At 31.6% G+C, this 19,412-nt stretch carries 16 protein-coding genes; all 16 read left to right on the top strand.

The annotated features are described in order from the left end of the window. Positions 1-502: 502 nt before the first annotated feature. The 16 genes from B3J31_RS15205 (at position 503) to B3J31_RS15130 (ending at position 19,215) form a co-directional block, all read left to right on the top strand. Positions 503-664, top strand: coding sequence for an SHOCT domain-containing protein (locus tag B3J31_RS15205; protein WP_346868263.1), 162 nt, complete (start codon positions 503-505; stop codon positions 662-664). Positions 665-744: 80 nt separating this feature from the next. Beyond that, positions 745-2,337 carry a recombinase family protein gene (locus B3J31_RS15200; protein WP_346868264.1) on the top strand — a complete coding sequence of 531 codons (1,593 nt, stop codon included), beginning with the start codon at positions 745-747 and terminating at the stop codon, positions 2,335-2,337. A gap of 5 nt (positions 2,338-2,342) precedes the next feature. Then, the gene (locus B3J31_RS15195) at positions 2,343-3,263 is read left to right on the top strand and encodes a recombinase family protein (RefSeq protein WP_346868265.1); all 921 of its coding nucleotides are present in this window, start codon (positions 2,343-2,345) and stop codon (positions 3,261-3,263) included. Between the two features lie 2 nt (positions 3,264-3,265). After that, entirely contained in the window at positions 3,266-4,927 is a 1,662-nt protein-coding gene (locus B3J31_RS15190) for a recombinase family protein (protein ID WP_346868266.1), read from the top strand. A gap of 282 nt (positions 4,928-5,209) precedes the next feature. Beyond that, complete coding sequence (locus B3J31_RS15185) at positions 5,210-5,740, top strand: Chromate resistance protein ChrB (protein ID WP_346868267.1); 531 nt, start codon at positions 5,210-5,212, stop codon at positions 5,738-5,740. Between the two features lie 16 nt (positions 5,741-5,756). Then, a complete protein-coding gene (locus tag B3J31_RS15180; RefSeq protein ID WP_346868268.1) occupies positions 5,757-6,131 on the top strand; it encodes a YkvA family protein in 375 nt (124 codons plus the stop codon). A 66-nt stretch (positions 6,132-6,197) separates the two neighbouring features. After that, positions 6,198-7,943, top strand: coding sequence for an ABC transporter ATP-binding protein (locus B3J31_RS15175; protein ID WP_346868269.1), 1,746 nt, complete (start codon positions 6,198-6,200; stop codon positions 7,941-7,943). Continuing rightward, complete coding sequence (locus B3J31_RS15170; protein ID WP_346874184.1) at positions 7,930-9,678, top strand: ABC transporter ATP-binding protein; 1,749 nt, start codon at positions 7,930-7,932, stop codon at positions 9,676-9,678. Before B3J31_RS15175 ends, B3J31_RS15170 begins: the two co-directional genes overlap by 14 nt. After that, the gene (locus tag B3J31_RS15165; protein ID WP_346868270.1) at positions 9,669-9,779 is read left to right on the top strand and encodes an ArsR family transcriptional regulator; all 111 of its coding nucleotides are present in this window, start codon (positions 9,669-9,671) and stop codon (positions 9,777-9,779) included. Before B3J31_RS15170 ends, B3J31_RS15165 begins: the two co-directional genes overlap by 10 nt. A gap of 739 nt (positions 9,780-10,518) precedes the next feature. Further along, entirely contained in the window at positions 10,519-12,390 is a 1,872-nt protein-coding gene (locus tag B3J31_RS15160; protein WP_346868271.1) for a DEAD/DEAH box helicase, read from the top strand. Then, positions 12,365-12,811 (top strand): hypothetical protein, encoded by a 447-nt coding sequence (locus B3J31_RS15155; protein WP_346868272.1) that lies wholly within the window; start codon positions 12,365-12,367, stop codon positions 12,809-12,811. The genes B3J31_RS15160 and B3J31_RS15155 overlap by 26 nt, the downstream gene beginning before the upstream one ends. 124 nt (positions 12,812-12,935) lie before the next feature. Further along, complete coding sequence (locus B3J31_RS15150) at positions 12,936-15,473, top strand: DEAD/DEAH box helicase family protein (RefSeq protein WP_346868273.1); 2,538 nt, start codon at positions 12,936-12,938, stop codon at positions 15,471-15,473. Between the two features lie 15 nt (positions 15,474-15,488). Further along, complete coding sequence (locus tag B3J31_RS15145) at positions 15,489-17,999, top strand: N-6 DNA methylase (RefSeq protein WP_346868274.1); 2,511 nt, start codon at positions 15,489-15,491, stop codon at positions 17,997-17,999. Positions 18,000-18,004: 5 nt separating this feature from the next. Beyond that, positions 18,005-18,229 carry a YdbC family protein gene (locus B3J31_RS15140; protein ID WP_346868275.1) on the top strand — a complete coding sequence of 75 codons (225 nt, stop codon included), beginning with the start codon at positions 18,005-18,007 and terminating at the stop codon, positions 18,227-18,229. Between the two features lie 79 nt (positions 18,230-18,308). Further along, positions 18,309-18,884: a hypothetical protein gene (locus tag B3J31_RS15135; RefSeq protein WP_346868276.1), complete on the top strand. Its 576-nt coding sequence runs from the start codon at positions 18,309-18,311 to the stop codon at positions 18,882-18,884. Positions 18,885-18,942: 58 nt separating this feature from the next. Beyond that, a complete protein-coding gene (locus B3J31_RS15130) occupies positions 18,943-19,215 on the top strand; it encodes a hypothetical protein (RefSeq protein WP_346868277.1) in 273 nt (90 codons plus the stop codon). The last annotated feature ends 197 nt before the right edge of the window (positions 19,216-19,412 follow it).

The raw sequence follows: 19,412 nt of genomic DNA, 5'->3' as shown, positions 1-19,412 counted from the left end.
CAAAATAAAGGGGTTAATCCGCCAAGACCACCTGTAAGAGCAGATGTTTTAATTTCTGTTTTTATCAAAGTCGGCAAAATAAGGTGCAAAGCGATACCCATCCGTTCCAAGAAACAATCCATGGTAGATTGTTCGCAACAACCTCATCAGCCTATAATGATACTTCTGCCCAGCCACAGACATCGCAATGGGGGCAGCCAGCGGAGATCCCGGTGGAGGTGAGAGTCCTATGATGCAATAACTGTTAAAAGCAGTTAAAACCAATTGCAGTTTATGTAATCGCCCTATAAGTCTTGCTTGCAAGACTTTGTGTGTTGGGGATAGTAGTGTCTAAGTACAACACAAATTCTTAATATTAGAAGCAATGGGGATCGCTTGAAATAGACGAGAGTCTATTTATAAGTTTTTTATTTAAAATGGCGGTCCCTATTTTTGTGATATTAAGCAGATGAAAAATACTTACATAAACAATAATAAAATTTATATGAATGGAGGAATGGTGATGACCAAAGAGCAAACAGCGAAAGAAGTAGAATATAAAATGGCTTTAAAACTGCTAAAGATCTTACTTTGTAGAGGAATTATAACGGATGAAGAATATGCAGAAATTGATGAATTAAACCGTCAGACCTTTTCTCCAGAACTTTCAAAAGTATATGTGTAATAACACTAGCTATATTTTAATTCTTGTGATAATGTGTGTTGCTAACAGGAACTAAAGTTCTAAAAGAAAGGAGGAAGACTATGGCAAAGAAAGTAAGGAAAATAGAGCCTGTAATGCAAAAGGTTATCTTAGAATTACAACCTAAAAAACGAGTTTGTGCTTACTGCAGAGTAAGTACTGATTCAAGAGAACAACAGAATTCCTTTTCTGCACAAGTAGAATATTACAAGACTTTTATCGGAAAAAAGGATGACTGGGAATACACAGGAATTTATGCTGATGAAGCCAAAAGTGGAACACAAGTAAAAAGACGTGATGAATTTTTGCGAATGATGAAAGACTGTGAAGACGGCAAAATTGATATGATTATTACAAAATCCGTCACAAGGTTTGCTAGAAATACAGTAGACAGTATTGAGGCTATCAGAAAGCTAAAAGCACTTGGTATCGGGGTATATTTTGAGAAAGAACATATTAATACCCTATCAGAAAAAAGTGAGCAGATGATTACCATACTAAGCTCCCTTGCACAAGGAGAGGCAGAAAGCATCTCCACTAATAACAAATGGGCAGTTAAAAAGAGATTTCAAGATGGAACATTTAAGCTTAGTGATCCTGCTTATGGATATACCAAGGATGAAGATGGAAATCTCATAATAAAAGAAGATGAAGCAAAGATTGTTCGTAGGATTTTTCATGAATATCTAAATGGAAAAGGCTCATATGTAATAGCAAGGTATTTAAATGACGATAATGTCCCAACCATACGCTCAGCAGAAGAATGGCAGGACAGTGTAGTAAAAGAAATCTTACAAAATTCCATCTACGAGGGAGACTTATTATTACAAAAGACATATACAACTGAGGTACTTCCCTTTGAAAGAAAATCAAATAAAGGGGAACTGCCTCAGTATTTTATTGAAAACAATCACGAACCCATTATTACAAGAAAAGAAGGGCAGATGGTCAGAGAAATTTATGAATATCGAAGAAATCAAATGGGAGTAGATGATAGTGGAAAATACCAAAACAGATATGAATTTAGCAGCAAAATCATCTGCAAGGAATGTGGTAGCACCTTTAGGAGACAAAAGATTTATATCGGTAAACCATATGAAAAAATTCAGTGGTGCTGTGTCCAGCATATAAGGGATATAAGTAAATGCAGTATGAAAGCGGTAAGGGAAGATATTATAAAAGAAACCTTCCTAACTATGTGGAATAAGCTGGTAAGCAATCATACAAATATCCTTTATCCCCTACTTGAATCATTAAAGAATTTAAGAACAGATCATGAGCAGGAAGAGAAAATTAAAAAACTAAATAGTAGAATTATGGAATTAACAGAGCAGAGTCATATCCTTAGTAGAGTCGTATCGAAAGGGTATATTGACTCTGCTATTTTTATAGAAAGACAAAATGCTCTGACTGTAGAACTTGAAGCCATTAAGAAAATGAGGAATCAATGCCTTGAAGATAACGGTTATGAAAAAGAAATCATAGGAACAGTAAGACTGCTAGAAATCATAAGGTATAATCCAGAGATTATAGAAGAGTATGACGAAAACCTATTTCTCAATACGGTGGAAAATATCATTATCGGAGAAAATCATGAGATTACCTTCAAGCTAATAAACAACCTAGAACTGACAGTATTATGGAAAGTGAGGTGAGGTAGATGATGCAAAGACATATGCCTATGGGCTATAAGATAGCAGATGGTAAAATAATATTCGATGAAGAAAAGGTAGCAGTGATTAAAAAGATATTTGAAGATTACCATAAAGGATTATCTCTACATGCCATAGCAAAAGAACTGACGAATGCAGGACTTTTAAATGCCAATAACAAACCGAATTGGAATCATGGCTCCGTAGGAAAGATACTTCAAAATATTAAGTACGTAGGGGATGACTTTTATCCTCAGATGATAGATAAGGAAACCTTTGAATCTGTACAGAAAAGAAGAAAGAAAAAAGAGCAAAAACTAGGAAGAACCCTGCAACCCAATAGCATGAAAAATCAAAGTTTTTATAGCAATAAATTAGTGTGTGGAGAATGTGGTGATGTTTATCGCAAATATATTGAACATGCTGGTAGACCATCTGAGAAGAGCAACTGGAAGTGTAAGAGATACATCTACCAAAATAGAGTACACTGCAGAAATTTATTTTTAACTGAAAAAGATATAGAAACTGCATTTATATCAGCAACCAATAAAGTCTTATCAAGGAAGTGGATGCTAGATAAAGACAGGAAAAAAGAACCTCCAAGAATCACCTTGGAAATTAGAAGGCTGGAAGAACGAATCAAAGAGCTAGAGTATGAAGAGCATTTTTCGTCTAAGGAATTATCAGAGCTAATCTTTAAAAGGGCAAATGCTTATTATAGCATAGCTAAAATAGATGATTATGATTACAACACTGAGAAAATAAAACAAGCACTGGCTGATAAAAAACAGCTAATAGAGTTTGAGGAAGATATATTTATAACCATAATAAAGCAGATAGTTATTTATAAAGATGGAAGAATCCTAGTAGAATTTATCAATGGCATAACTATGGAGGAAGAACATGAGAAAATAAGAAAGGATGAATGACAATGGCAGTAGCAGTAGCAAAAAAGAATGTAGCATTTATACCGGCACAAACCATATATGACAGGAATGTAAGGGTGGAGCTAAAAACCCTAAGAGTAGCAGCTTACTGTAGAGTTAGTACCACCTTAGAACAACAGGAGGGCAGCTACGAGGCTCAAATATCCTACTACACAGACAAGATAAAAAGTAATCCTAATTGGAAGAGTGCAGGGATTTATGCAGATGATGGAAAGTCAGCCACTAATACAAAAAAGCGTGATGATTTTAATGCTATGATTGATGACTGTATGGCTGGGAAAATAGACATGGTCATAACAAAATCAGTCAGTAGGTTTGCAAGAAATACAGTAGATTCCCTTCAGACCATAAGGAAACTCAAAGAGAAGAATATCGCCATATTTTTTGAAAAGGAGGGTGTAAATACCCTAGAAGGTACAGGAGAATTACTGATTACTATCTTAAGCAGTCAAGCACAGGAAGAAAGCAGAAACCTAAGTGAAAATACAAAATGGGGAATTGTAAGGAGATATGAAAATGGAATTATATCAGTCAATCACAAGAAATTTATGGGATACACCAAAGATAAAGAAACTGGCGAACTGGTTATAGTACCTGAACAAGCAGAGATAGTGAGACGAATTTTTAGAATGTATTTAGAGGGAAGTAGTATTGGAGAGATTATAAAAGCTCTAGAGGCAGATAAAATCAAAACAGTCACAGGAAAGGAAACATGGCATCCTGGTGTAATAGAAAAAATGTTAGTCAATGAAAAGTATATGGGAGATGCCTTGATGCAAAAAACCTATACCGTAGACTTCCTCACAAAGAAACGAGTGAAGAACAACGGAATCGTGCCTCAGTATTATATAGAAGATAACCATGAGGCCATCATACCAAAGGAATTATTTTATAAAGTACAGGAAGAAAAGGCTAGAAGAGCCAGCCTGAATAAAGCGGCAGTTACAAGAAAGGCAAATAAGTTAAAAAAGGAAAAGAGCAAATTCAGCTCCAAATATGCACTAACTGAGATCTTAGTATGTGCCGAGTGTGGACATCCATACCGCAGACAGACATGGTCAAAATACGGACAAAAAAGTGCAGTATGGAGATGTGAAAATAGGTTAAAGAATGGCACAAAGGCATCTTGCAAGCACTCACCTACCTTAAAAGAAGAACCACTACATAATGCCATTATGACAGCCATTAATAATGTAGTAGAAAACAATGGAGATTTTATAGGAGCATTTAGACAAAATGTCATCAGGGTTATCGGTGGATACTCTACTAAAGATATCCCAACAGAATATGATGAGCAGATCGAATCCTTGCAAAAGGAGATGCTAACCTTAATCGAAGAGAACGCAAAACAAGGAGCTGTAGCAGAAGATTTTGATAATGAGTACAAAAGGATATCTGAACAGATAAATGAGCTTAAACAGGCAAAATTGAGGCTCGTAAAAGAGAAGAACCAGGCTGAGAACTATAAACAGAAACTAACAGAAATGGACAGTACCCTAAAGACTGTAAGACCACAGGTAAGAGAGTTTGATGAGGATTTAGTGAGAAGATTAATAAAGACCATTAAAGTGAATAAGGGGGAGAGATTGGAAATACAGTTTGAATCAGGGATAGTGATGGAGCAGATGGTAGATTACTATGATTAAAAATAACAGGAGCAGTAGCTAGGATACATAAAGCAGTTACTGCTCTTAGTATAAGGAGAATCTGTTAAGACTAAAATCCTCAGATAAGCTGAGGGTTTTAGTGTTGGCAGATTACATTATATGTGAAAACATCATAGCAGAATTGAGAACATTTAGCAGTAAAATTGAGAAAATTTAGTAGTAAAAACACTTGACAGTAGATATAACGAGTGATATATTTAAAAATGTAACCAGTGTTACAAATAACCAGCGTTATATATTATTAATGAAGGAAGTGGCAAATTGAACTGGAGAACTTTGATATATCAAATTCCAAGAGAACCACAAAAAAATAGAATGGCTGTATGGAGAAGATTAAAATCTGTTGGAGCAATAAATGTTTTGCAATCTATCTGGATCTTGCCTGAAACTAAAGAGAGCAAAGAGGAGTTTAAGAAACTTGAAGAACAAATTAATAATAGTGGAGGCAAAAGTATTAGCTGTATTACTTTAATAGATGAGGAAGCGAAAAACAAAAAATTAATTGAGCAGTTTAATAAGGAAAGGGAAGAGGATTATAAAGAATTGTTTGAGAAATGTGATGATTTTGAAGCTGAAATTGAGCGGGAAACTAAAAGAGCGAATTTTACCTTTGCTGAGGTAGAAGAAAATGAACATGAGATAGATAAACTTAATACATGGTTAAGGAAGATAGAAAAAAAGGATTATTTCGGATGTCCAATGAAAGATGAAATACTGAAGAGAATTGATGAATGTTCATCATTATTAAATGAATTTAGTAATAAAGTTTTTGAAATAAATGAAAATCAATAGATTACGAGGGATTGTTGTGATAACAAAAATAAAACAATGGGCTAAAAAATTAAAATCTTATATAGCATTACTTTATCTTGCATATAAGCATGAACTGACTCCTTGGTATGCAAAGTTAACAGCTATGATAACTGTTGGATATGCTCTAAGTCCTATAGACATTATACCGGATTTTATACCTGTACTTGGATTTATCGATGATGCAATTGTGCTTCCTGCACTTATTTGGCTGTCATTAAGACTTATACCAAGTAGTGTAAAAGAACTTTGCAAAGAAGCTGCAGAAAGTGTTTTCGAGAAGGGTAAACCCAAAAATTACATAGCAGGCGGAATCATTATATTGATTTGGATATTAATAATATATGCTGTATTAATGAGATTTATAAAGTGATGATTAGTATAGGAAAATTTGCTATTGTACTTAATAAGGTCTTGCTTAGAGCAGGGAGGAGTTACTGTGTCAAAATTAAAGATTAAACCTATGAAACAGCCAGATAAGATTATAAACTATTGGAAAAAAGAAAGATTTGTTGTTGCATGTATTATAATATTCGGATTGTCTTGTAATAGTACAATCATTCTAGGTCCTATATATCAAGGAAAACTCATAGATTCTATTGTTGGTGGGGATAACTTATATTCTGTATTATTACTTTCAGCCACCTATGTTGCTCTTATAGGAGCTATTCAAATTTTACGCTATTTTAAGCGCTTTTATATTAGACGTTTCGCAAACAGCACCAGTTCAACTATGAGACTTATGATATACAACAATATAATGAATAAAAGTACTTCTGAGCTAGATAATGAAAATATGGGCAACCTCATGACAAGAGTTATTTCTGATGTTGATTTATGTGTGGAAGGAATGCGAAAGTTTACCACTGAAGTATTTGATACTGGTGTTCTTATGATATCTTACCTGATAACAATGCTTGCTTACGATATAAAAATAACTGCATTTTCTATTGTTTTTATTCCAATTGCTATGGTACTTGCTGAAAAATTAAAAAGTGTTATATATAAGTACTCAAGGGATTATCGGAAGAAAAGTAGTGAGGTTGCAGATATTACCTATAATACAATTGAAAATTCAATGCTTTATCGTGTAACCGGCATGGAAACTAAAAATAGAGCAAGGTATAATGATGAACTTTTAGATTTACAAAACAAGGCTGTCAAAGCTAATATATTAGAAAATTCTATGCAACCAATATATAACGTCATTGCAATGCTTGGAATAATTATGGTAATTTATCTGGGAGGAACAAAAGTTATTAATGGCGGCTGGACTGTAGGAAATTTTTCTACTTACGTTGTAATATTTTCTGCCATGGCAGTTAAAGCAAGTAAAGCAGCAAAGCTATTTAATTCTGTACAAAAATCACAGGTTTCTTGGAAGCGTATAAAGCCATATCTTACAGAATACAAAACAAAAGATAATTCTTCTAATATAAATAAGGGTGCTACTACATTGACCGTAGGAAATCTTAGTTTCTCATACGAAGATGGTAAGGAAAATATTATTGAAGATATTAGTTTTAAAGGCAACACAGGAGAAATTATAGGTATAACAGGTTCTATTGCTTCTGGTAAATCTACACTTGGACTATCCCTATTAGGCTTATACCCTTATATAGGAAGCATTAAAATTGATGGCAAGGAGCTTAAGGATTACTCAGAATATGAGCGAAGCCAGATGATTTCTTATTTAGGTCATAAGCCGCAGTTGCTTTCTGATACTATATACAACAATATAACTTTAGGTAGTAAAAAAGACATTACTTCTGTTTTAAAGGATGTCTGTTTTGATACTGATTTAACAGTAATGCCCAATGGTAAGGATACTTTAGTTGGAAATAGCGGAATAAAATTAAGCGGTGGTCAGCAGGCGAGAATAGCTTTAGCAAGGACACTTATTAATAAAAATAGAATTATTATATTGGATGACCCTTTTTCAGCGGTTGACATGAAGACAGAAGAAAAAATTATTGAAAATATGAAAAGCAATTATAAAAACAGTCTGATAATTCTAGTTTCTCATCGCTTGGCTATTTTTAATAGAATAAATAAGATTATACTCTTAAAGAGTGATAAAACAGCAGAATATGGTACACATAATGAACTTATGAATAAATCAGAACTTTATACCACAATATTTAATTTGCAATGTACAGAGGGGGGAGACAATGATGGGAAATAGTTTAATAAAAAGGTCGATGGTTAGAGTTATTAAAAACAATATTGGTATAAGCGTACTATTAGGACTTTCTATTATCGGCGTTGTTGTTACAAGTTTAATTCCACCTCAAATTTTAAAATATATAATTGACCATAACCTTGTAACCAAAAGCTCTGACAAATTACTTGTTCTAGCAACTGTTTATATGGGGGTTCTATTGTTTATTGGAATATTTGATTTTGTCAAAGAAGCTGTTCTTACAGTTTTAGGACAAAAGATTACGAAGGAAATAAGAATTGAAATGATGGAAAAGCTTGAAAGAATAAATGCAATGTTCTTTTCCTCAAATAGTTCGGGAACAGTAGTTTCAAGGTTTACAAATGATGTTGATGCAATCAATTCACTGTTCACAAATGGTATTATCGGAATGATGGTTGACTGCTTTAAAATTATAGGTATTATAATTTCAATTTGGATGTTTAGCAGCAAGCTTGGATTTGTAACTTTATTACTGATGCCAGCTATTTATGGTATTACACGACTTTTTCAAAAGAGAATGCTTAAGGCGCAGATTGAAAATAGAATACTCATCGGCAGGGTAAATAATCATATTTCAGAAAGCTTAAAAAATATACAGATGATTAAATCCTTCAGTAAGGAAAGATACATGGAGGAGAACTATAAGAGGTATTTATTTGATAACTACAAAACAGTAGAAAAGGTGAATTTCTATGATTCTATATATTCTCCATTTATTCAGATTACTCGTGCAGTTGTCATTGCTTTCATTGTAGTGCTATCCTCTAAACAACTGAACTATTTGGGTATATCATTAGGAATGGTTGCAGCATCAATAGAATTGATATCTAATTTGTTTGCGCCAATTGAAAATCTGGGAATGGAGCTGCAAAATATTCAGCAGGCCATATCAGGTATCAAAAGAGTAAATGATTTTTACAATGAATCTGAAGATAATCCTAAGAAGAATGAGCTAAGGGTAGAAGACATCATTCCAGACCGTGAGGAAGCGAATTTATCATTTAAGGATATTTCCTTTCAATATGAAGAAGGTGCAGATGTTCTTCAAAACATTCGACTTAATTTAAAACCAAATGAAAAGGTTACATTTGTTGGAAGAACAGGGGTTGGAAAAACTACATTATTTAAGCTTATTATGGGACTGCTCAAACCAACCAAGGGCAGTATCACAATAAATGGGATTGATGTCTATGACATACCGAACTCTGAAAAACGCAGAATATTTGGGTACGTTGATCAAAGTTTTCATATGATAAAGGGAACAGTAGCAGATCAAATAAGCTTGCAGGATGAAAGTATTACGAAGGAGCAAATAGAGAAGGCTTTGGATTTTGTGGGACTAACAGAATATGTATCAACCTTGGAAAATGGACTGGATACTAAAGTAACCAGTGATGCTCTTTTTTCACAAGGGCAAAAACAACTTTTGGCTATAGCCAGAGCTATTGTAACAAATCCTCCTATACTTCTGCTGGATGAGATAACAGCCAATCTTGATTCTATAACGGAAGAAAAAATAGTTTCTGTACTTCAAAAGGCAAGTAAGGTCCATACAATATTGTCCATATCTCACCGTTTATCATCTATGGTTTCCAGCGATACAGTGGTTATATTAGAAAATGGTAGAGTTAAAAGTGCAGGTTCTCCTGAAGTGCTTTTAGAAAATGATGATTGGTATCGTAGTCATATTGCACTTGAAAAATTTACATGGAGTTAATTAATAAGTATCAATCAAAGGTTTCTTATCACCTTAAAAATTTAATGTATGCTGATATTGTTGAAAGAAAGATTATAGCAACTGGAGATATTACAGCTTGATAAAAAAGGAGATATTAATGAAGGTGGAGAATCTATTAGACTAAATTTTATCTTCTACATCAAAAAAATGATCCAGCTTCAACCAAGGTAAAGATATATTTTTCTTGCTAGAAGAAAAGCAAGCTATTGAAAAGTTAAGTAAAGGTGAGTCAAATGAGTAGCAGTTATGAAATCAGTTGTAGTGAATGTTCCAATTAGAAGGACTGAAAAGATTATTCATTAAGATAGCATCTTTAAGTTGTAATGAACAAAACCTTCAAATAGAGAATAATTTGAGGGTTTTGTTGTTTGCAATTTTGATACGAAAAGTATTGAATATATTAGCAAGAATCAAGTATCAAATTATCAAGATAATTATTGTCTAGATGTAGCAAGCAGTATATTATTAGATAAAGAAAATTTGTAAATCCATGGAGGAAGTGGTAGAAATTTAGAAATATTCCTTTCCACCAAGGGGGTACTAGATGATTACGACATCATTATTGTACTCTCAAGGCATGTTGAGACCTGTGTACTGCTATATAATAGAGAGCAGTATGAAAGGAAAGTTAAGGATAATAGTTAAGACCAAAGTTTAGAATAGAGTATATAATAATTTTGTATAATAAAGGGCAGTCAATTTTATGTAAATTGAGTGCTCTTTATAATTGGAAAAGTAATAAAATTACTGAAAATATATCCAAAAAACATACAATTGTGCTATTATATTATTATGTTTTGGGTATAGGGGGAATGGAAAATGTATTTTATTAATACTCCATGTTATATAGAGGGGAATAAAAAGTTAAGAAAACCGCAAATAGAAGCGTACATAAAAGTTTTATCTCATTTTAAAAGCAATCCGAAAGAAGCGGCATTGGTTGTTTTACCAACTGGAACAGGAAAAAGTGGATTAATATCAATAGCACCTTATGGAGTGTGTGAGGGAAGAGTATTAATAATCACTCCTGGAACGGTAACAAAAAAAAGCATAGCAAAAACTATGGAAGCTCTAGAGGATAATTTTTGGATTAATATGGATGTTATATTTGATATAGATGACATTCCAGTGCTAGTACCATATGAAAATGAGTTGTTTGATTCTGAATTGTTTTCAGCTAATATAGTTTATACGAATGTTCAGAAATTAAATCCTAACTTTCAAAATTCTTTATTAAATAGAGTAGAACCTGATTTTTTTGATATGATAATTGTTGATGAAGCACATCATGCTCCAGCTAATACATGGCAAGCAGCATTAAATTATTTTAAGGATGCAAAGGTATTACATGTAACAGGGACGCCTTACAGAGGGGATGGTTTAAAAGTTCCTGGTAAGTTAATACATGAAACTAAATTATCAGAAGTCATGGAAGCTAGGTATGTAAAATGGCTAAGAAATAAAACATTGAGTTCTTCAGAAATATATTTTATCGATGAGAAAGGTAAAAAACTTAGTATAGAAGAAGCAAAAAATTTACATGATGAGGAGTGGGTTCAACGATCAGTTGCAATGTCAGAGGAATGTTCCTTGGAAGTTGTACGTAGTAGTATTGAAGAGTTACGTGAATTGAAGAAACATTCACCAAGTGTTCCTCATAAAATAATGGCTTCAGCTTGTAGTATACGACATGCAGAAAGGTTATATGAATTATATAAATCAGAGGGAATGGAAGTAGTTTTAATACATAGCAAATTGCCTAAGAATGTACAAGATGAAAAATTTAAGGATATTGAATTAAACAAGTGTAATGTAGTAATTAATGTTGGAATGATGGGAGAAGGATATGATCATCAGTATTTAACAATAGCGGCGCTATTTAGACCATATAAAAGTTTGAATATGTTTGCACAAATTATAGGAAGAGTTTTAAGAACAATTCCAGACGAATATATTACTGCATATGAAATTGATAATAATGCGTTAGTAATATATCATAAAGAATTAGGAATGGATAAGTTATGGGATTATTTTAGAAAAGAAACAGAAGTAGTAGAACACTATAAAAAAATTAGAGAAATTGATTTTACAGATGAGGAATATGAAAAAAAGGAAATATTATATGGAAAAACAATTGTTGAGGGTGAAATTCTAGAATTTAAAGATTCATATAGTGAAATCATAGACTTTAATGTTGAATATGAAAAAGCAAAATTAGTAATAAATGACGAAGTAAATAAAAGAAAAAAAGAGTTGGAAGAATTAGGCTGGGATGAAGAAGATATTGAAGATGCTATAAATAATTTGATTAAAAAAAAGACAAGGAAGAAATCAGATGAACTAAATAAGATATATAATGAAAAAAGACCTTTAGAGAGAAGGAAAATGATAAAAAAAATACTCAAAGAAAAGATTGAGTTATTAGCTATTGAACTTCTTAATAAGTATGGCATCAACGAAAAGGGAACAGAATTATATTCAAAATTTAAGAGAAGTTTACCTTCGTACACAAAGCCTGATACTAAAAATGATGGTGTACTTGTAATATATATAAATACAAAACTAAAAGTGAAATTTTCTGGAAGAGATGAAATGGAAATTGATGACTTAATGAAAGCAGAAGAATATTTGGATGTTATAAAACTTGAATTGAGGAGGATATTAAATGGAATACAATTACTTAAAAATTAATGATAGATTAAGAGAACTGGTTAATTTAAGGATGAATAAAGGCGTACAGCCTAATGAGTTGATGGAAAATATTGCGAATGAAGAATACTCAGAAGTGAGAGTTAAAAAATTCTTCGGAGGCATTAGATGTATTGTAGAGTTTGCTGATTGTGGAATTTTTGACGATATAAAATCAAAATATGAGTACATTTATATTTATGATAATGATATGTTTTTAAAGGAAATTAGAATGATTAAAAATAAGATAGAGACAATTATTTGGAATAGAATGAACGAAGAAAAGAAAATATTAGATGACATTATTTTTAAATTAAGCAATATTTCTAATAGTTGTGTAGATGCTGATAAATTTGTTAAAACTTTACCAGAGGATTTACTACAATTAATTGATGAAAATTATCCTCTTATTAATAATTTATAATAATTTGATAGCACTTGCAGAATGCAGGTGCTGTTTGTTTTTCTCAAATCCTCTTGAATTCTTTTCCATTAGAGAATAGAATAATATTATGGAAAATTGTGTAGAAAATTATGGGGGGATGGACATGGGGAAAAAGGAAGCATTTGCAAGAATTAAGATAAATAAATTGCTTGAAGAAGCAGGTTGGAGATTTTTTGATGATGAAAACGGACAAGCTAGTATTAGTTTAGAAACTAATACAAAGATAAAAAGTAACCACATAAATGATCTTGGAGAAAATTTTGAAAAGACAACTAATGGATATGTAGATTTTTTACTTAATGATGATAGGGGATTTCCTATTTGTGTTTTAGAAGCTAAGAAAGAAGATTTACATCCTTTAGTAGGAAAAGAGCAGGCTAGAAGATATGCAAAATCTTTAAATGTAAGATTCATTATTTTATCTAATGGCAACTTACATTATTTTTGGGATTTAGAAAAAGGAAATCCTATTATAATTACAAAGTTCCCTACGTTAGAATCGCTAGGAACCTTTAAATCATACAAACCAAATCCACAAGCTCTAATTAATGAAGTTATAGAAGATGACTTTATAGCTATAACTGAAATGCCTAATTATATGAAAGAGCCAGATTGGATTACTGGAGGAGAAATAAGAGATGACTTTAATAAGAAAAACAATTTAAGATTTTTAAGAAGATATCAGATTAAAGCTGTTAATTCAATACAGGAAGCTGTAAAAAAGGGAAAAGATAGATTTCTATTTGAAATGGCAACAGGTACTGGTAAGACATTAACTTCTGCGGCAGTTATTAAATTGTTTTTAAAGACTGGAAATGCAAGTAGAGTTTTATTTTTAGTTGATAGAATAGAACTTGAAAACCAAGCTAAGGATGATTTCTATGCTTATTTAAAAAATAATTATACCACAGTAATATATAAGGAAAACAAAGATGACTGGAAAAAGGCAGATATTGTAGTTACAACAATTCAAAGTTTGATGTTTAATAATAAATATAGAAAGCTATTTTCTCCTACAGACTTTGATTTAGTTATATCGGACGAAGCTCATCGTTCTTTAGGAGGAAATAGCAGGGCTGTTTTTGAATATTTTGTTGGATATAAATTAGGGTTAACAGCAACTCCTAAGGATTATCTGAAAAATATTAAGGATATAAATGATAGAGATCCAAGAGAAATTGAAAGAAGAGAACTTATGGATACATATACAACCTTTGGGTGTAAGTCAGGAGACCCTACGTTTAGATATAGTTTAATTAATGGAGCAAAAGAGGGATATTTAGTAAACCCTCTAGTTGTAGATGCAAGAACAGAAATAACAACTAAATTATTATCTGATAAAGGTTATTCGGTTATGGAAATAGATGATGAAGGTAATAATGTAGAAAAATTATTTTCTCATAAGGATTTTGAAAAAAATTTCTTTTCAGAAGAAACAAATGCGATATTTTGCAAAACGTTTATGGAAAATGCACTAAGAGACCCTATTAGTGGGGAAATAGGAAAGACAATTATATTTTGTGTAAGTCAAAATCATGCAACAAAAGTAACTCAAATATTAAATGAATATGCAGATAAAATATTTCCGAATAAATATAATTCTGATTTTGCAGTACAGGTAACTTCAGTTATAACAGAGGCACAACAGTATACTAAGAATTTTAAAAATAATATACTTTTAGGACATTCAAATTTTCTTGAAGGTTATAAAACAAGTAAGGCAAGAGTATGTGTAACTGTTGGAATGATGACTACAGGTTATGACTGTCAGGACTTAATTAACATATGTTTGTTAAGACCAATATTTTCTCCAAGTGATTTTGTACAAATAAAAGGAAGAGGAACAAGAACATATACATTTAGTTATAAAGATGTAGGTGGAGAAGATTATAAAAAGAAAAAAGGAAACTTTAAATTATTTGATTTCTTTGGAAATTGTGAGTATTTTGAGGAAAAATTTGATTATGATGAAGTTATTCAGTTACCTAAAGAAAGGTCAGGAAAAACAGCAGGTGAAGGAGAAACAACTACTTATGATAAAGGAGAATTTGAAAACTTCTCTCCAGATCCATTAGTAATGTTACATGAAACACAAGTTGGTTTTGATGGAATGAAAATTGATAGAAAGCTTTATGAAAAATTTGAAGATGATATGAAAAATGATGATTTTGTAAGAAAAAATTATGAAGAGAAGAACTATGAAGTCATAGAAGACTACATAAAGAAAGAAATATTTGATAAGCCTAATGAATATTTAAATCTATCCAAATTACAGAAAGCGTTAAATCTAGATAGAAGGTTGACTTTAAGAGAAATTATTGCGAAAATATTTGGTGATATAACTGATTTTAAGTCTAAGAATGAACTGTTAGAAGAAGAGTTTGAAAAATTTATATCTATTTATAAACCAGAAAATAATATAGTCTCTATGAAGAATCTATTTAAAGCATATATAACAGATGGAGATATAAGAAATAAAATAGATAAAAAAATGTTTAGAGATTTTGTGGTTAATCCTAAGATTACTCTTGATGAAATTAAAGAATTAAATATTAAAGAAAATGGAAATGATGAGGCTTGGATTAAAGTTATACCAAATTATATAAAGGACTATGTTAACATAAATACTTTTTTAACATAGGATAGGAGGCAATTTATGTTAGACAGTACAACAAGAAAAAGAATAGATGATGCGAGAGATATATTGGTAGGAAAACTACCAGATCCTAAATCACAAGTAGAGCAAATAACAGTAGCTTTAATATATAAGTTTATGAATGATATGGATAGAGAGTTTGAAGACTTAGGTGGGGAAGCTGAATTTTTCACAGGAGAATATGAAGACTATAAATGGTCAAACATAGTAAGTAAAGAAAAGAGTGGATTTGAAAAATTAAATTTATATGCAGAAGCACTTGAAAAGTTAAGCTTAAATAATAATCTTCCAGCATTATTTAGAAACATATTTAAAAACGTATTTCTTCCATATAGAGACCCTGAAACATTTAATCTTTTTATGAAGGAAATAAATGGATTTAGTTATGAGCATAGTGAAGATTTAGGTGATGCTTTTGAATATTTATTGTCAATAATGAGTTCTCAAGGAGATGCAGGTCAATTTAGAACCCCAAGGCATATTATAGATTTTATTGTAGACGTAGTACAGCCAAAGAAGAATGAAAGTATACTCGACCCTGCTTGTGGAACAGCTGGATTCTTAATTTCTGCATATAAATATATTGTGAAAGAAAATGAGGAAAAAGGATTAACTCCAGATGAGAAGGCAAAACTTACAGAAAATATTGTTGGTTATGATATTTCACCAGATATGGTTAGATTATCACTTGTAAATTTATATCTGCATCTTTTCCCTAATCCTAAGATATTTGAATATGATACATTAACTAACGATATAAGATGGAATGATACTTTTGATGTAATTCTTGCAAATCCTCCATTTATGACACCTAAAGGTGGAATAAGACCACATGATAAGTTTTCTATATCAGCTAAACGCTCTGAGGTATTATTTGTAGATTATATAATGGAACATTTAAATATTAATGGTAGAGCAGGGGTAATAGTTCCTGAAGGAATAGTATTTCAAACCGCTAATGCGTATAAAAACCTTAGAAAAAATTTAGTTGAAAATAACTACCTATGGGCAGTGGTATCACTTCCAGCAGGAGTATTTAATCCATATTCAGGTGTTAAAACTAGCATACTTCTTATGGATAAAGAAATTGCTAAGAAAACAGATAATATTTTGTTTGTAAGAGTAGATAATGATGGCTATGATTTAGGAGCACAAAGAAAACAAGTAACAGGTAGTGATGTGCCAAAAGTTTTAGATTTTTTGAATGATTATAAGAAGAATATATATATGGGTGAAACAATTAAATCTAATGAAGAAGATTATGAGTTTGCAGTATTAGCGAGTAAATGTGATATAAAGGCAAAAGATTATATACTGGTTGGAGAAAGGTATAGGGAGAAAGAAGTTTATCTTAATGCAAAGTATCCAATGGTAGAACTACAAGAGGTATGTAAATTTATAAGGGGACCATTTGGAGGTAGCTTAAAAAAGGAAATATTTGTAGAAGAAGGGTATTTAGTTTATGAACAATATCATGCTATAAATGATGATTATTCATTTGGAAGATACTTTATAGATGAAAATAAATTTCAAGAAATGAAACGATTTGAAGTTCAAACTGGAGATATATTGATAAGTTGCTCAGGGACAATGGGAAAGGTATCAATTGTTCCTGAGCAACATAAAAAAGGTATTATAAATCAAGCTTTATTAAAGCTAACTCCATCAAATGTTATATTAGGTGAATATGTTAAAAGATATTTACAAAGTCCAATAATACAGAATAAATACTTTACGAATCAAGTTGGTGCAGCAATACAGAATGTGGCATCAGTGGATACATTAAAGCGAATACGTATTCCTCTTCCACCACTTTCAGTTCAAGAACAGATTGTGGAGGAGATTGAGAGTTGTCAGAAGATAATTGATGGAGCAAAGGGGGTTGTAGATAATTATCAACCTACAATAAAAATAGACCCAAGTTGGGAAATTGTAAAGTTAGGAGATGTTTGCTCGGTTCTAAATGGATATGCGTTTAAAAGTCAATTATATTGTGATTATGGAATCCAAATTGTAAAAATGGGTAATGTTCAAAGAGGACGACTAGAGCTAGATAAAAATATTTCTTATTACCCTGAAAGTTCACAAAAAGAATTTGAAAAATATTTATTAAACCTTGGCGATATTCTTATATCTATGACTGGTACTCAAGGTAAAGAAGATTTTGGAAATGCATGCATGGTAAATGTAGACAAAAAATTATTTCTAAATCAGCGAGTTGGAAAACTTGAAATAAACAGTACAAACATATGTAGAGAATTTTTGTATTTCATTTTACAAATGGATATTTTTAGAAAACAAGTATTTAAAAATGCAAGTGGAGTGAGACAAGGAAATATCAGCAAAAGTGATTTGGAAAGTTTCTTCATACCGCTTCCATCCCTTCCAGAGCAAGAAGAAATTGTTTCTGGTATAAATGAAGAAATATCTATCGTTAATCAAAATAAGAAATTAATTGAGATATTTGAGCGAAAAATCAAAGATAAAATTGCTGAAGTGTGCGGAGAATAAAGATAATGGCAGCGGATATAAAATATGTAATAAAAGAAAATACAGGAGTTCTTTCAGAATCAGCTAAAGGCTGGAAGAAAGAATTAAATCTAATCTCTTGGAACGATAAAGAGCCAAAGTATGATATTAGAGATTGGGACTCAGAACATAAGAAGATGGGGAAAGGTATTACTTTATCAGTTGAAGAATTGAAGAAGCTTAAAGATGTTCTTAATGATATGGAGCTATAAGAATGGGAAATCATCTCCTATAAATATAGTATGTATTTATAGGAGATTAAAACAATGTGTTAGTGATGGTGAAATGAATATGTTAAAGAAATTAATTAAATCAGCATTATTTTGGATTATTTTAATAGAATTACTATCAACATGTGTGTTATATTTCCTTGGCTTTCGGATAACATATGCACCAAATCTTGAAACATGTTGGGATGCAGTTGGTGCTACTGGACAGTGGGCAGGAGCATTAGTTGGTATTTTAATTCCTATTGCTGCAATATATTTACAGGCAAACTTAGATAAGAATAAGCGTGATATTGGAGAAGCAAATTCGGAATTATATAATGAGGTTAAAGAATTTAAACTAGAATACTCAGAAAAGCTTAAGGCTCTTTCTAGCTTGATAGATGAAGATGGCAACATTGTTATTGATGGTGGTAATTTTAATGATAAACCAGAAGAAGATTTGAAAGAAAAAGCACTTAAGTTTATAAATATATCAATGGTTGTGAATACAAATAGAGTAGCGGAACATTTAGATATAAGTGAAGAGGAGGCATACGATTTATTAGTAGAAATGCTTAGGCATGATGAGACTATCTCTTCTGGTGGACAAGTTAGAAAAGAAAATATGAATAATATTATTTGGACAAAAAAGAGTTAGCAAGCATGTTCCATGCAAGCACTCCCAGGGGATGTAAACAAATTATTAACAATTTGTTTTGCTAAAGACAGGAAAACTTTATATAGGTTCTGCTACTGGAGGCGAGGGCGTTGCTGGTCGTTGGGGAAATTATCTAGATTCAAAACATGGTGGAAATAAGAAATTAATAGCTCTTTATAATGAAAAAGGCTCCGAGTACTTTGAGGAACATTTCACTTTTACTCTACTAGAATATTTTGGATTGTCATACGATCCAGCAAATATAGTAGAAAGAGAGCAGTATTTGAAGCATTGCCTTAATACAATTAAAAGTGGATATAACGATAATTAAGTGTGATAAATGTAAGTTTACTTATTAGTTTAAGGATGAAAATTATTTTGAAATGGTTACGCTGTGCATATTGATAGTATAAAAAATTTTTCTTTTGATGAAATAAGGGCTATGTATAAGATGTACTTACAAAACCAAAATTTGTCTATCAATACGGTAAGTACGTCTTATGTTGATAGAACTAAATCGCTAAAAGC

The organism is Clostridium sp. UBA5988 (assembly GCF_002435615.1).
Lineage (GTDB): Bacteria > Bacillota > Clostridia > Clostridiales > Clostridiaceae > Clostridium_J > Clostridium_J sulfidigenes.
The sequence above is the reverse complement of the archived record's forward strand: the minus strand, read 5'-3'. Positions and strand labels throughout refer to the sequence as shown.